The organism is Castellaniella sp. FW104-7C03, assembly GCF_040276085.1.
Lineage (GTDB): Bacteria > Pseudomonadota > Gammaproteobacteria > Burkholderiales > Burkholderiaceae_B > Castellaniella.
Genome location: NZ_JBELOK010000011.1, coordinates 46,801 through 60,366 on the forward strand (window position 1 = coordinate 46,801; position 13,566 = coordinate 60,366).

Genomic DNA, 13,566 nt, shown 5'->3' on the forward strand with positions numbered 1-13,566 from the left:
ACCCTGATTGAACGCAAGCAAGGATACTCTGCTGGAGCACTATCAGGCCATCGCCGACATCTCGGCGCGGATGCGTACGCTTGCGCAATCCAAGCAATGGGATGATCTTCTCTCCCTGGGCCAGCAGTACCACCAGGCAGTCGACAAGCTCCGGCTTCTAGGGCCCCTAGACACCGAAGACCGCGCAGCACGCCGGGATCTTCTGGTGCGCATCCTCGACGACGACGCACAGATCCGCAAACTGGTTGCCCCCGAGCTCGATCGCCTGGGGCACCTGCTGGGCACCATCAAACGCCAACGGACCGTATTGCAAACTTATTACAGTACTGTCCGTCCTCAATAAGCCATGAGCATCGGGGCTCCCTCCAATCTTGGCACCCTGCTTATCCAGCGCCTGGACGCGGCACTGGGCGCTACGCTTGGGCAGCAAGCCAATGTGGTGTCAGGAGCCGGCCCCCAGGCAGTACCGCAACCCGGCAGCCCCGAAAACCCCAACGCCTTACGCAACACCGTTCAGCGCGACCCCCAACAATCGGTTGATCAAGCCAACGCAGAAGGGCAACGACGCGCAGCCGTGGGCAAAGCCACGCGCGAGATGCAGCTGGACAACCTGCTGGGGCGCGCAACAACATTTCGCGGTGCCACGCAGTCGGCACCCACCACCCTGGGCCACGCGGCCCGTATCATTCTCGCGCTTTTAAACCAGTTTCCCGAAGGCCAGGCAGCCATCCAGGGCAAGGCGCCTCTACTACTGCCCGCCTCCGGCCGGCCGGCCGATGGCGCACCAAGCGCGCCAGCCAATCAAAGCCAGGGGGCACAGGGGGCCGCCAACACATCAGCAAACGCTGCCTCCGCCACTACCCGGCCAGCGGTAAGCGCCAATCAGGTGTGGGCACAACTGGCCACAGCACTAGATCAACCCGGCGCCTTGTCTGCACGGCTGTCTCAGGCATTATCCCAGTCTGTCCAAAACAGTGGCCTGTTTTACGAATCGCACCTGACACAAGTGGCTGCGGGAAAACTGCCCGCACAGCTGCTGCGGCAAGAACCACAAGGGCAAGTCCAGACGCAGGCCCAGCCCAGCTTGTCCCAAGGACAAACAGCTTCGGGGCCAGCCTCTGCGACACCCACATCGCTCAGCGCCCTGGTACAGCAAGCCCAAACATCAGGGCCCTCATCCCAGCAGCCCAACCTGCCCGGCACCCCTATTCCCACAGCGCCACCGGCAGCCCCCGCGTTGCCAAGCCCGGCTGCCGCATCCGCCCATGCATTATTGGCCGCCAGCATCGACCCCCAAGTTCAGCAGATAGTGCGCCAACAACTGGATGTCCTGGCCCAGCAAGCCTTTGCCTGGCGGGGAGAAGCCTGGCCTGGTACCGACATGCACTGGGAAGTTGCCCGGCGCCAGCCAGGCGATGGCCAACAACCCGGCACGGACGCCGAGTTCTGGTCTACCGGGATCACGATACGTCTACCTGTGCTGGGCGAAGTGAAGGCGCGGATCAATCTTTCAGGGGATCAACTGCTGATGCGGTTGACCGCACCGGATTCTGCGCCACGCCTCAGCGAGGCTTTAGAGCTGCTGAGATCCAGGTTATTGGCACACGGCCTGCAAGCCAGCCAGTTGTCTATCCACAGCCAGGATCCTGCCCCGGATGCTTTGCCGCCAGATCCTGTTTTGGATGATGAACCAGATGAAACCCCGGCAATCTGACCTCTCTCAACGGCCCAGCGCTGTTGCTGTGGCCTATGACCCCAAGGACAATGCTCCTCGGGTGGTTGCCAAGGGCTACGGCAATCTGGCAGAAACCATCATCCGTACTGCACGCGACAACGGCCTGTACGTGCACGAGTCTCCCGAGCTTGTGGGGCTTTTAATGCAGGTAGATCTGGATGCACATATCCCGCCCCAGCTTTATGTGGCCATTGCCGAACTGCTGGCATGGCTGTATGCGCTGGATAACGGAGAAGACGGGGTGATCAAAAAAGCCGAGGCAGACGTTGCCCGGCCAGGCCAGGCAGCTGCCTCAGCGCCTTAAATCGCCATATTGGCAATTTCTTTATAGGCTTCTACCAGGCGATTACGTACTTGCACGCTGGCCTGGAAAGACAAACCAGCCTTTTGCAGGTCGATCATGACATTGCTCAGCGACACGCTTGGGTCACCAAGCTCGAAGGCGCGTGCCTGGGCGTTAGCTGCATTTTGCGCATGCGATACCCGATCAAGGGAGCGGGCAAGCTCAGTGGCAAAACCACCTGATGCCTGAGCAGGGCCGGACTGAGGCTGAACGGAAAGCCCCTGGGACGCACGGGCAACTGAGCGCATCTGGGACAAGAGGTTTTCGACGCTGGCCAAAGCTTGGGAATTGATCATGGAAACCAAACCAACAAGGCGCCCACACAAAAGGCAGGCTGTTCAGAGAATGTATCAGCGTTGTAATATACGCGCTTGGAAGTTAAGGATTGCCATCAATAGTGGCCTGTTGTCGGGGTAGTTTGTGCGATTCAGCGTATCAGGCTAACTAAGCCCCAAAATCCACGCTTTTCAGGGCTTGCCCACAAGACGATTAACGCCATAATGGCGGCGGTCCCTTCGATACACTGCCGCATCAGCATGCACATCATCCAGACACATTTCTCCTGGCCCGGGCATCGCCTGATGGCACTCACTGTTACTGTTTTCCGATGAATCCCATTGCCGACTGGACAAGCAAAAGCCCCGTGTTCGCACGGGTAGCAGCATTGCCACGCCCGGTGCTTCTGGGCTTGGGCGCTGCACTACTGGCCCTGGTCGTCGTGGCGTCCATGTGGATGCGTGAGGCAGACTACAAAACACTGTTTTCCAACGTCGAATCGCGAGATGGCGGCGCCATTGTTTCCGTCCTGAACCAACGCAACATCCCCTATAAATTTGCAGACAACGGCGCCACCATTTTGGTGCCGGCCGACCAGGTCTATACGCTGCGCCTGCAATTGGCCGAGCAAGGCCTGCCGCGCGGTGGTAGTGTGGGGTTCGAGCTGCTGGACAAACCCCAGTTTGGGGCCAGCCAATTTACAGAACAAATCACCTATCAGCGGGCCCTCGAAGGAGAACTCGCCCGGTCGGTTGAAGCGCTGCAAAGTGTTAAATCTGCCCGCGTTCACCTGGCCATCCCCCGCCAGTCGCTGTTTGTCCGCGATCGTGAAGCACCCACTGCTTCGGTGCTGGTTACCCTATTCCCCTCACGCAGCCTCAGCGAGTCGCAAGTCTCGGCCATTACCTGGCTGGTGTCCTCCAGCGTCCCCAATCTCAACGCTGAAAACGTCTCAATCGTCGATCAAAACGGCCACCTGCTGTCCAATCCGGGCAACGAGGCGGGCACCGACAGCACACGCCGCAACTTCGTCACTGACATCGAACAACGCACAACCCAGCGAATCCTGACCCTGCTCAATCCGATTGTGGGCCCAGGCAATGTGCGTGCCCAAGTCAGCGCCTCGGTAGACTTCTCCCAGCGCGAACAAACCTCCGAAGTCTATCGACCCAACGAAACACCGGGTACGGCGGCCATTCGCAGCAAGCAAACCAGCGACTCCGCTCAAAACGGCGCGCGCTCGCCGGAAGGCGTACCTGGTGCGCTCAGCAATCAAGCACCTGCCAATGCCACCGCCCCCATCCAGACACCCGCTGCTCCGGGCAACGCGGCAAACCCAGCCGCGCAAACGGCCGGCCAGGCCAATGCCCCGGCCGTGCCCAATGGCACGCCAGTCACAAGTTCCAACCGGGGGTCCGTGCGCAACGATGCTACCATCAACTACGAGGTGGATCGCACGATCAGCCACGTCAAGCACGAACTCGGCACCCTCGAACGCTTGTCTGTGGCAGTGGTTGTCAACTATCGCGACAAGGATGGCAAGCCCGCACCCTTGGACGCCTCCGACATGGACAACATCAACGCCTTGGTCAGACAGGCGATGGGCTACTCGACAGAGCGTGGCGACACACTGAGCGTGGTCAATAGTGAATTCACCAATCAAGAGCCCTCCCTGAAGGTCTGGGAGAACCCGACCTATCAAGCGCTGGCGCTGCAGATCGGCAAGGTGCTGCTGATTCTGGCGTTGCTGTTCTTCCTTTGGCGCTCGGTGGTTCGGCCGATCGTGCAGGGCTACGCTAATGCCCAGGTTGAGCGCGTGAAAGGCGAAGCTCATCTGGAAACCATGCGTGAACAGCGGCGACAAGAAGAGCTGCGCGAATCCGAGCTGAACCGCTACGAAGAAAACCTCGAAACTGCACGCGAACTTGCCCAACGTGACCCGCGTGCTGTTGCCATGGTGATGAGATCCTGGATGAATCCGAAAAATGCCAAATCCTGACGCTGATCTTGACCGTTGCGCAATCCTCATGATGTCTCTGGGTGAGGATGCCGCAGCCGAAGTCTTTAAATACCTGTCCTCGCGTGAAGTACAGCAGGTTGGTTCAGCCATGGCCAATCTCAAACAGGTTACTCGTGCGGATGTCGACAATGTCCTCGAAGATTTCCGGCGCGAGGCTGATCAGTTCATGGCCGTCACCCTGGGGTCGGATGATTACATCCGCTCTGTACTCACCAAGGCCCTGGGCACCGATCGTGCAGCAGGTCTGATCGAGGATATTCTCGAGGCGGGCGAAGGTACCGGCTCAGGTATCGACGCCCTGAACTGGCTGGAGCCTGCCAACGTGGCAGAGCTCATCGCCGACGAACACCCCCAGATCATCGCAACCATCCTGGTACACCTCGAGCGCGATCGCTCATCAGCCATCCTGGCGCTGCTCAACGAACGTTTGCGCAACGATGTGATGATGCGGATCGCTACGTTCGGTGGCGTGCAGCCGGCTGCCCTGCACGAACTCACCGAAGTGCTCAATCAGGTACTCTCCGGCCAGGGGGCCAAGCGCTCGAAGATGGGTGGCGTGCGCACTGCGGCCGAAATCCTGAACTTCATGAACACCACCGAGGAAGAAGCCGTCGTCAGCAGCCTGCGCGAAGTCGACGCCGACCTCGCCCAGCGCATCGTCGACGAAATGTTTGTGTTCGACAACCTGGCCGATGTCGAAGACGCCGCTATCCAGCTGATCCTCAAAGAAATCGACACCGCCTCGCTAACTATTGCACTCAAGGGTGCCGGCGAAGAACTCAGCGCCAAATTCTTCAAGAACATGTCCAACCGGGCTGCTGAAATCCTGCGCGATGATCTCGAGGCACAAGGCCCCGTGCGGATATCGCGCGTGGAGGCCGAGCAAAAAGCCATTCTTATGGTGGCGCGCAAACTGGCCGATGCCGGCCAGATCAACCTGAGCATGGGCAACGACCAATATGTCTGACAAGCCCTCTTCCGATCTCCAGGCGCGTGCCCGCTGGCAGCGCTGGGAGATGGATTCCCTGGAGGCCTTGCGCACGCAACAGAAACGACGTGCCAGCGATGCGCCGCCCGTCCAGGCCGAAGCACTGAAAAGACGTGCACAGGCCTTGGCACAGGCGCGCAAAGAGGGCCTGGAAAAGGGATACCAGGAAGGCTTCGAAAAGGGCCTGGCAGACGGCCACGCACAAGGGCTTGCCGCCGGACACACCGAAGGCCATGCCACCGGGCTGGCCGCTGGCCGCGTCGAAGGCCAGGCTCAAGGCTATGAGTCCGGGCGTACCGAAGGCAGCGCCGTGCTGCAAGAAAACGCCGCGCGGCTGGATGCATTGGCACAAACCTGTGCCCATGCCCTGAATCAGCTCGAAGAAGAAGTCGGCCAGTCTCTGATCCAATTGGCTACGCGGATCGCCGAGCAGGTGCTGCAGGATCAGCTGCGCGAGCACCCTGATCACATCCTGGCTGTCGTACAAGAGGTTTTGCAGGCGCGGCCAGAACCCAGCGCCCCCCTCAATTTGCGTCTGCACCCGGATGACCTTGCCCTGGTCAGCCCCTTTCTGCAGCAAAACCCCGAAATCAGCCACTACCGGCTGATCGCCGACGAGCACCTGACGCGAGGTGGCTGCGTCGCCGAGACCGCCCTGGGTTCAGTGGATGCCACTCTTGAGATGCGCTGGCAACGCATCATTGCATCGCTGGGACAAGCCGCCCCTGCCCAGCCCTCTGGCCATGGTAGCCGCTGACACCCCCCTGGACACACCGGGCGCCCGCTGGCGCGCCCAGCTTGGCGTGTGTCTGGATCGCATCGAAGCACGGCAGGCCACAAGGCGTCAAGGCCGCGTGACGCGGGCCACAGGGCTTGTGCTCGAAGCCACTGGTCTGCAACTGCCCGTAGGGGCTGCCTGCCAGGTGCAGGTATCCCCAGGCCGAAACCTTTGGGCAGACGCCGAGGTTGTTGGCTTCCACTCGGATACCCTGTACCTGATGCCCCAGGGAGACATCACGGGCCTGCGACCCGGCGCACGGGTAGTGCCGGCCGAAACCCTGTTGCTCGATCCCGTCCGCCTGCCCACAACCTATCAAGAAGCCCCCTACGCGCCCGGCGCAGACCAGGCAAGACACCTGCCCGTGGGGCTGGCACTATTGGGCCGGGTACTCGACGGCGCCGGCCGGCCTCTGGATGGCAAGCCTCTGCCAACTGATCTTGATATGGCGCCCCTGAGCGCCATCCAGATCAATCCACTGACGCGGGCCCCTGTAGATACTGTGCTGGATGTGGGAGTGCGGGCCATCAATGGCCTGCTGACGATCGGCCGCGGCCAGCGCATGGGCCTGTTTGCAGGCTCTGGCGTAGGCAAGAGCGTGCTACTGGGCATGATGGCCCGTTACACCCAGGCAGATGTCATCGTGGTGGGGCTTATTGGCGAGCGTGGCCGCGAAGTAAAGGAATTCATCGAACTCAATCTGGGGGCAGAAGGCCTGGCCCGATCTGTGGTGGTGGCAGCGCCCGCCGATGTCTCGCCACTGCTGCGGCTACAAGGTGCGGTGTACGCCACCCGGCTGGCCGAGTTTTTCCGCGACCGTGGCAAGCATGTCTTGCTGATCATGGACTCTCTGACGCGCTACGCCATGGCCCAGCGCGAGATTGCCCTGGCCATCGGAGAGCCACCTGCCACCAAAGGCTACCCACCTTCGGTGTTTGCAAAACTGCCTGCCCTGGTAGAAAGAGCGGGCAATGGCGCACCACAAGACGGCTACGAGGCAGGGTCGATCACGGCTTTTTACACAGTACTCACCGAAGGTGATGACCAGCAGGACCCCATTGCAGACTCCGCCCGGGCAATTCTGGACGGGCATATTGTGCTGTCGCGCACACTGGCCGAATCGGGACACTACCCTGCCATCGACATCGAGGCATCCATCTCTCGTGTGATGTCGGCAATTGTGCCCGCCAGCCAGTTTCGCTGCGTGCATCAATTCAAGCGGATGGTGTCGCGTTACCAGCGCAACCGCGACCTCATCGCAGTAGGTGCCTACACTGCAGGCAACGACCCTGAAATCGACCAGGCCATCGAACGCTATCCCTGGCTGGAGGGTTACCTGCAACAAGGTATCGATACACGGATCGATTACCCCACCGCGGTGGCTGCGCTGGGCGGCGTAATGGGCCAGGAGATTTCGCATGAATCATGAGACTCCGCTGGATGTGCTGATCAACCTCGCACAAGAGAAACTGGAAGATGCCGGGCGCGCACTGGCCAATCTCGGCACACAACGTCGTGAGGCACAAAACCAGCTCAATACGCTGGATCACTATCGCTCCGACTACACCCGGCGTCTGCAGGACACCACCGAAAGCGGTGTAACTGCCTCGAATTACCATAACTTTAGGCACTTTATCACCACATTGGATGAGGCCATTTCGCAGCAAAATAGGATCATTGCCCAGATCGACTCACGAATCGACACCGGGCGTCAGCAGTGGCACCACGAAAAACGCCAATTAAATTCCTACGAAACATTAAAAGCCCGTCAGACCCGGCAACTGCAACTCCGAGAGCAGCGCCGTGACCAGCGAGCCAGCGACGAAGCTGCAGCCAGTCTTTACCGACGGCTACGCCAGACCCACTGAATCCGTCATTGCCATGAACATGCCTGTGCTTCCTGCCATCTCCGCCAGTCCGGCTCCCGCCGACACCGCAGCGCGTCCGGCCGACACCGCCACAAACAACGCGCCCGCGTTCTCCAATGTGCTGTCGGGCCAGCAGCAACGGCACAGCACCAGCACCAAAGAGCAATCCAAGACCACAGAATCACACCAGCCGGGCGCTCACGAAGCTGCCGCTGAGACAGCCAAGCAACACGATGCCCTGGGCCCTGACGAAACCTTGGCGCTGATCCTCGACAGCACGGGCTTGCCCATGATGCAGCTGCCGGTACAGCCTTCTGCGTTGGCGCGATTCAGCAACCAGGGCCACGGAAGCAGCACGGGTACTACTGATACCCCCGCCAAGCGCACCAGCAGCCTGATCACCCCTGCAGGCCTGGCACTGCCAGACGATGCAAGCAACGCCCTTGCGGCCAGCCCCGCAAACAGCCGGCCGGAAACCGCACATGCGGCTTTGCAAGACCCCGACTTCATAAAAGATAAACCGCTGACGGCTCCCAACACGGATGCCCGGCACGCCTCTTCTGGCAAACAAAGTGTAGTGGCCGGCTTGGTTGCACCCGCACAGGCCGCCAATACCGCCAGTATCCGGGCTGCTTCAGCCGACGCCCTCGTTGGCCGCCAATCTGCCAGCCACACCAGCGCCGACACGCTGCTTCGGCACGGGCCAGCGCTTCCGGCAGTATTTTCCGCTTCCCACACCCTGGACACCACAAACGCCCTGGCAGCCGCACAGCCCCCCCTGATGCCCGCGGCCTCTGGCCTGCCCCAGCAAATTACTGTGGCCACTCCTTTCAACAGCCCGCAATGGCCGCAAGACGTAAGCCGGCAGCTGTTCAATCTGGTTCAATCGGGCGTCACAGGCTCGGGTCACACGGTTCAGATGCAACTCAATCCCCCAGAACTCGGCCCCGTGCGCATCACCCTGCACCTCGGAGATGCCGGCACCCAGGCCTCGTTTGTCTCGCCGCACGCCAATGTCCGTCAGGCCCTCGAAAACGCCTTGCCCCAGCTTGCACAACAGATGGCGCAAGCGGGCGTGTCTCTGGGCCAAACCAGCGTCAGCGACCAGCCCAGGCAGCAGTATGCCGAATCTTCTGACAACAACAAACCCAAGGATGGCACCGTGTTCAGCCTGGATGGCAGCAGCGATACCAGTGTTATCACCGGCACCAGCCCCATACCACGCGCCGTGAACCGCCCCAACGCGATCGTCGATACCTTCGCCTGATCGCACGCCACCCGGTACTCACCCATTACAATGCAGCTCTCTACCTCCGCGACCCCATAACCCGGAATCATGCTCAGGCTACTTAAATTTATCCTCCTGCTCATTATTATCATTGGCGCCTCTGTGGGCGGCACCATGCTGTTCATGAACAGAAACAGCCCGAGCACTCCCGCAGCCAACATGGCCGCAACCGTTGTGCCTGCGCCCGCTGCGCCTGTGGTGGTCGCGCCGATCTTCGCAGAGCTCGAACCATTCACTGTCACGCTCTATGGCGAGATGCGAAACCGCATCCTGTATACCGCGATTACCTTGCGACTGGCCGACGAAGCCTCCCGCAAACAGATCGAGGATTACATGCCCGAAGTACGCGACAGAATCCTGAAGGTCTTGTCTTCACAACCGCTGGCCCAGGTGCAAACGCCCGAGGGCAGGCAGGCGCTTAGCAGCGCCCTGAAGGTCGGGCTCTCCAAAACCTTCGCGCCGCAACTGCCGGCGCCACAAATTTCCGACGTGCTCTTCACAGCGTTCGTGGTGCAGTAATGCCTTACCAAAGCATGCTCTCACAGGATGAAGTCGATGCCCTGCTGGCTGGGGTAACCGGCGAGGAATCCTCCTCCCCACAGGCGGCAGCCGAGCCACAGGACGGTGTTCGTCCCTACGACCTCAGCTCTCCCGACCGCGTGGTGCGCCACCGCATGCAAACCCTCGAGCTCATCAACGAGCGATTTGCGCGTCGACTGAGATCCATGTTTTTCGGCTTCATGCGACGCAACGCCGACATCACCGTCAATGCGATCAAGATCCTGAAATATTCAGACTTCGAACGCAATCTGCCGGTTCCCAGCAACCTCAATATGGTGGGACTCAAACCACTGCGTGGTGTGGGGCTGTTTACGTTTGATCCCAACCTGGTATTTCTGGTCATCGACAGCCTGTTTGGTGGGCACGGCCGCTACAACACCCGCATCGAAGGCCGCGATTTCACCAACACCGAGCAGCGGATCATCCGGCGATTGCTCAACCTCACCCTCGACTGCTATGGCGAGGCCTGGGAAAACATCTACCCGATCCAGTCCGAGTACATTCGCTCGGAGATGCACACCAAGTTTGCCAATATTGGTTCGGGCAACGACGTGGTGGTACTCTCGACATTCAACATCGAGCTTGGCTCAACAGGTGGCAAGCTGAATATTTGCCTGCCCTATTCCATGCTTGAACCCATCCGCGACATCCTGACGCGACCCTTGCAGCAATCGGCCACTGACGCCATCGACCAGCGCTGGACACAGCAGCTGTCGCGCGAAGTCCGCAGCGCAGAGGTCGAGCTCAGCGTCGAGTTTGCCCGTATCGAAACCTCCATAGCCAAGCTCCTGCACCTGTCGGTGGGTGATGTTCTGCCTGTCGAAGTCCAACCCAATGTCACGGCCCGTGTCGGCGGTGTTCCGGTGCTCGACTGCACATATGGCACCTTTAACAGCCGTTATGCCCTTCGTGTACACAAGATCCTTGCGGCACCGGGGGATTCCGAAAAACTGCTAGCCCGCACCCAGAAATGAGCGATATCAAAGACGACGACACCCAGGAGCCCCAACAGCCGGACTCCCCCGCCTCTCCCAACCTCGAGGATGATTGGGCCGCTGCCTTGGCTGAACAGCAACAGACGGCGCACGACCAACCTACCCAGGCCGCAGGGCTGGGTGCAGAAGACGACTGGGCCGCCGCACTGGCCGAACAATCGTCCGCCAGTGCGCCCAGCGACACCGGCGCAGCAGCTCAAACAGCAGCTGCCCAGGTGTTTCAGCCATTGGTGGGCCAAGCGGCCGACGGTGATAGCGACATCGACATGATCATGGACATCCCCGTCCAGCTATCTGTCGAACTCGGTCGCACACGGCTCACCATCAAAAATATTCTCCAGTTGGGCCAAGGCTCGGTGGTCGAGCTCGACGGCCTGGCCGGCGAACCCATGGATATTTATGTCAATGGCTACCTCATTGCGCAGGGCGAAGTCGTCGTGGTCGACGAAAAATACGGTATCCGGGTAACCGATATCATCACGCCCTCAGACCGGATTGCACGTCTGAACAACCGGCGTTAAACCGGATGAGCCAGGGACAGATTCTGCAGGTTTTAGGGGCATTGCTGTTTGTCCTGGCTTTGCTGCTGGCCTTTGCCTGGTTTGCCCGCCGTGGCGGCTGGATCCGCAATGCATCCAAAACCATCAATCTGCGCGTGTTGGGCAGCCAAAGCCTCGGATCCCGGTGTGCAATCACCGTCGTGCAAATCGATAACACCCGTCTGGTGCTGGGTGTCACCCCGCAACACATCAGCGTGCTGCACACCCTACCCGGCCCAAGCAATCCGCAGCCCGGCCCGGATGACTTCAGCCAGATGCTGGACAAAACCATCGCTGGGTCCTGATGTCTGACTGTTCTTTCCTTTATCCGGCTTACCGGCAAACAGCGGTCCGCGCTTGGCGGCTATTGCCGCTTGGCCTGCTGCTATGGATGCTGTGGCCGGGCAGCGCCCTGGCCCAGGCAACCCTGCCCGCGCTAACCACCACGCCAGGCCCCAATGGCTCCGAGACGTGGTCGCTAAGCGTACAAACGCTGGTGCTGCTGACCATGCTGTCGTTTTTGCCGGCGGCACTGCTGATGATGACCAGCTTCACCCGTATCATCATCGTGCTGGGCCTGCTGCGTAATGCGCTGGGTACGGGGGTATCGCCACCCAACACCATTTTGGTGGGGCTGGCACTGTTTCTGACCTTATTTACGATGTCGCCGGTTTTCGATCAGATCTACACACAGGCCTACCAGCCACTGACACAAGACCAGATCTCTTTTCAGGAGGCCCTTGATCGCGGCGCAGCCCCCCTGAAAACCTTCATGCTGCACCAAACCCGCGAAGCCGACCTCACCATGTTTGCAGAAATGGCCAAGGTGGGCCCACTGGAAACCCCCGAAGCCACGCCGCTGCGGGTGCTTGTGCCCGCCTACGTCACGAGCGAGCTCAAAACCGCATTTCAGATCGGCTTTACCATCTTCATTCCGTTTCTCATCATCGACCTGGTTGTCGCCAGCCTGCTGATGGCCCTTGGGATGATGATGGTTCCACCAGTATCCATCTCGCTGCCATTCAAGCTGATGCTGTTTGTGCTGGCTGACGGCTGGCATTTGCTGCTGGGCTCACTGGCCCGCAGCTTCTATCAATAGGGGGGTACCCATGACACCCGAATCGGTCATGTCCATGACTTACCAGGCCTTGCGGGTTGCGCTGATGATCGCCGGTCCGCTGCTGCTGGTAACCTTGGCGGTGGGTCTGCTGATCAGCATTTTTCAGGCCGCCACTCAAATCAACGAGATGACCCTGTCGTTTATCCCAAAGCTGCTGGCTGTGGGCGCCACCCTGGTGTTGCTGGGCCCCTGGCTGCTGAACACGATGGTGGACTACATCCGCTCCCTGCTGGACGCCATCCCGGGTCTGGCCAGCTGACGGCCCCATGATCGATTTCACGCTCGATCAACTGTACGGCTGGATCAATAACTTCCTGTGGCCGCTGTTTCGCATTGGCGGGCTGGTGGCCATGGCCCCCATCTTCGGAGAGGCCACCGTACCAGTGCGCATCAAGGTGGGGCTGGCCGTGGTGCTTACCCTGGTTGTCGCGCCCTTGATCGGCCCGATGCCGGCAGTCGTCCCCTCCTCTTATGCAGGCCTGCTTATCGCATTGCAGCAGGTGCTGATCGGCATGGCACTGGGCTTTTGCATGCGCCTGATTTTCACCGCCGCCATGATGGCTGGTGAGTTTATCGGCCTGCCAATGGGGCTTGCCTTTGCTTCGTTTTTTGATCCTGCAACTGGCGCCAACACCGCTGTGCTGTCGCGCCTGATCAATCTGGTGGCTTTGCTGATGTTTTTGGCCGTCAACGGGCATTTGCTGATGCTCGATGGCCTGGTGAGAACCTTTGATCTGCTGCCCGTCGGGGCGTCCCTGAACGTCAATGGCTGGGGTGCGCTGATGGAATGGAGCGGCCAACTATGGATTTCAGGGATTTTGCTGGCCTTGCCCATCCTGATCGTGCTGTTGGCAATCAATCTTTCGCTGGGGATTCTTAATCGAACTGCCCAACAACTATCGATCTTTGCAGTTGGTTTTCCGATTACGCTGACGACCGGTCTGGTGATGCTGGCGATCGTACTGCCCCAAAGCAAAGAGTTCCTGACCCAGCTGTTTGAGTCTGGCTACCAGACCATGGCGCAGATTGCGCGAGGCCTGGCTGGCCTTTAGCGC

The 13,566-nt window shown here is 60.1% G+C and carries 17 protein-coding genes; 16 read left to right on the forward strand and 1 reads right to left on the reverse strand.

Going from position 1 to position 13,566, the window contains the following annotated elements; genetic code table 11:
• Positions 1–7 precede the first annotated feature (7 nt).
• From ABS758_RS13080 to ABS758_RS13090, 3 genes are read left to right on the forward strand one after another with little or no spacing between them, the layout of a single operon-like run.
• Positions 8–343, forward strand: coding sequence for a flagellar protein FliT (locus ABS758_RS13080; protein ID WP_350383437.1), 336 nt, complete (start codon positions 8–10; stop codon positions 341–343).
• Positions 344–346: 3 nt separating this feature from the next.
• Positions 347–1,714, forward strand: coding sequence for a flagellar hook-length control protein FliK (gene fliK / locus ABS758_RS13085; RefSeq protein WP_350383435.1), 1,368 nt, complete (start codon positions 347–349; stop codon positions 1,712–1,714).
• Positions 1,686–2,039 carry an EscU/YscU/HrcU family type III secretion system export apparatus switch protein gene (locus ABS758_RS13090; RefSeq protein WP_350389104.1) on the forward strand — a complete coding sequence of 118 codons (354 nt, stop codon included), beginning with the start codon at positions 1,686–1,688 and terminating at the stop codon, positions 2,037–2,039. Before fliK ends, ABS758_RS13090 begins: the two co-directional genes overlap by 29 nt.
• On the opposite strand, the gene fliE is transcribed toward ABS758_RS13090, so the two are convergent.
• Entirely contained in the window at positions 2,036–2,371 is a 336-nt protein-coding gene (fliE, locus tag ABS758_RS13095; protein WP_417251228.1) for a flagellar hook-basal body complex protein FliE, read from the reverse strand. The genes ABS758_RS13090 and fliE overlap by 4 nt on opposite strands.
• Positions 2,372–2,685: 314 nt before the next feature.
• Between fliE and fliF the strand changes: the two genes are divergently transcribed.
• The 13 genes from fliF to fliR all read left to right on the forward strand — a co-directional run bounded on the left by fliF (position 2,686) and on the right by fliR (position 13,563).
• Entirely contained in the window at positions 2,686–4,353 is a 1,668-nt protein-coding gene (gene fliF / locus ABS758_RS13100) for a flagellar basal-body MS-ring/collar protein FliF (protein ID WP_350383428.1), read from the forward strand.
• Positions 4,340–5,341: a flagellar motor switch protein FliG gene (gene fliG / locus ABS758_RS13105; RefSeq protein ID WP_350383427.1), complete on the forward strand. Its 1,002-nt coding sequence runs from the start codon at positions 4,340–4,342 to the stop codon at positions 5,339–5,341. Before fliF ends, fliG begins: the two co-directional genes overlap by 14 nt.
• Positions 5,334–6,119 (forward strand): flagellar assembly protein FliH, encoded by a 786-nt coding sequence (locus tag ABS758_RS13110; protein WP_350383425.1) that lies wholly within the window; start codon positions 5,334–5,336, stop codon positions 6,117–6,119. The genes fliG and ABS758_RS13110 overlap by 8 nt, the downstream gene beginning before the upstream one ends.
• Positions 6,106–7,569 carry a flagellar protein export ATPase FliI gene (gene fliI / locus ABS758_RS13115; protein WP_350383424.1) on the forward strand — a complete coding sequence of 488 codons (1,464 nt, stop codon included), beginning with the start codon at positions 6,106–6,108 and terminating at the stop codon, positions 7,567–7,569. Before ABS758_RS13110 ends, fliI begins: the two co-directional genes overlap by 14 nt.
• A complete protein-coding gene (gene fliJ, locus ABS758_RS13120) occupies positions 7,559–8,008 on the forward strand; it encodes a flagellar export protein FliJ (RefSeq protein WP_350383422.1) in 450 nt (149 codons plus the stop codon). The genes fliI and fliJ overlap by 11 nt, the downstream gene beginning before the upstream one ends.
• Positions 7,944–9,275 carry a flagellar hook-length control protein FliK gene (locus tag ABS758_RS13125; protein WP_350383420.1) on the forward strand — a complete coding sequence of 444 codons (1,332 nt, stop codon included), beginning with the start codon at positions 7,944–7,946 and terminating at the stop codon, positions 9,273–9,275. Before fliJ ends, ABS758_RS13125 begins: the two co-directional genes overlap by 65 nt.
• A gap of 69 nt (positions 9,276–9,344) precedes the next feature.
• The gene (locus ABS758_RS13130) at positions 9,345–9,815 is read left to right on the forward strand and encodes a flagellar basal body-associated FliL family protein (RefSeq protein WP_350389101.1); all 471 of its coding nucleotides are present in this window, start codon (positions 9,345–9,347) and stop codon (positions 9,813–9,815) included.
• Complete coding sequence (gene fliM / locus ABS758_RS13135; RefSeq protein ID WP_350383415.1) at positions 9,815–10,831, forward strand: flagellar motor switch protein FliM; 1,017 nt, start codon at positions 9,815–9,817, stop codon at positions 10,829–10,831. The genes ABS758_RS13130 and fliM overlap by 1 nt, the downstream gene beginning before the upstream one ends.
• On the forward strand, positions 10,828–11,373 hold the full coding sequence (gene fliN / locus ABS758_RS13140) for a flagellar motor switch protein FliN (RefSeq protein ID WP_350383414.1): 546 nt from the start codon (positions 10,828–10,830) through the stop codon (positions 11,371–11,373). Before fliM ends, fliN begins: the two co-directional genes overlap by 4 nt.
• Positions 11,374–11,378: 5 nt before the next feature.
• Complete coding sequence (fliO, locus tag ABS758_RS13145) at positions 11,379–11,696, forward strand: flagellar biosynthetic protein FliO (protein WP_350383411.1); 318 nt, start codon at positions 11,379–11,381, stop codon at positions 11,694–11,696.
• A gap of 86 nt (positions 11,697–11,782) precedes the next feature.
• Positions 11,783–12,490 carry a flagellar type III secretion system pore protein FliP gene (fliP, locus tag ABS758_RS13150; RefSeq protein WP_350383517.1) on the forward strand — a complete coding sequence of 236 codons (708 nt, stop codon included), beginning with the start codon at positions 11,783–11,785 and terminating at the stop codon, positions 12,488–12,490.
• A 10-nt stretch (positions 12,491–12,500) separates the two neighbouring features.
• Positions 12,501–12,770, forward strand: coding sequence for a flagellar biosynthesis protein FliQ (gene fliQ, locus ABS758_RS13155; RefSeq protein WP_350383408.1), 270 nt, complete (start codon positions 12,501–12,503; stop codon positions 12,768–12,770).
• Positions 12,771–12,777: 7 nt separating this feature from the next.
• The gene (gene fliR, locus ABS758_RS13160; RefSeq protein ID WP_350383406.1) at positions 12,778–13,563 is read left to right on the forward strand and encodes a flagellar biosynthetic protein FliR; all 786 of its coding nucleotides are present in this window, start codon (positions 12,778–12,780) and stop codon (positions 13,561–13,563) included.
• Positions 13,564–13,566: the final 3 nt, after the last annotated feature.